Annotated in this window: 1 protein-coding gene; it reads left to right on the forward strand. The window is 28.4% G+C overall.

Features of this window, described 5'->3' with window-relative positions; all coding sequences use genetic code 11:
* Nucleotides 1-138 (forward strand): undecaprenyl diphosphate synthase family protein (locus FUA24_RS05035; protein WP_148540289.1); only part of this gene is annotated, 138 nt, incomplete at its 5' end.
* Nucleotides 139-229 lie beyond the last annotated feature (91 nt).

The following is a 229-nucleotide window of genomic DNA, read 5'->3' on the forward strand; positions in this document are numbered from 1 at the left end:
TGGCAAATTGCATATGCAGAATTATATTTTACAGATGTACTATGGCCAGATTTCACAAAAGAACATTTGTATGAAGCTATTATTGAATTTCAAAAAAGAGAAAGAAGATTTGGGAAAACAAGTGAACAACTTAACTAATTATATACCTTATAAAACATACTTAAAGCTCTTATTAATACTACTAACCGTTTCAATAAGTAGCGTTAAATTACAAGCTCAAAACCTAGAC

The sequence above is a fragment of the Seonamhaeicola marinus genome, from assembly GCF_008085455.1.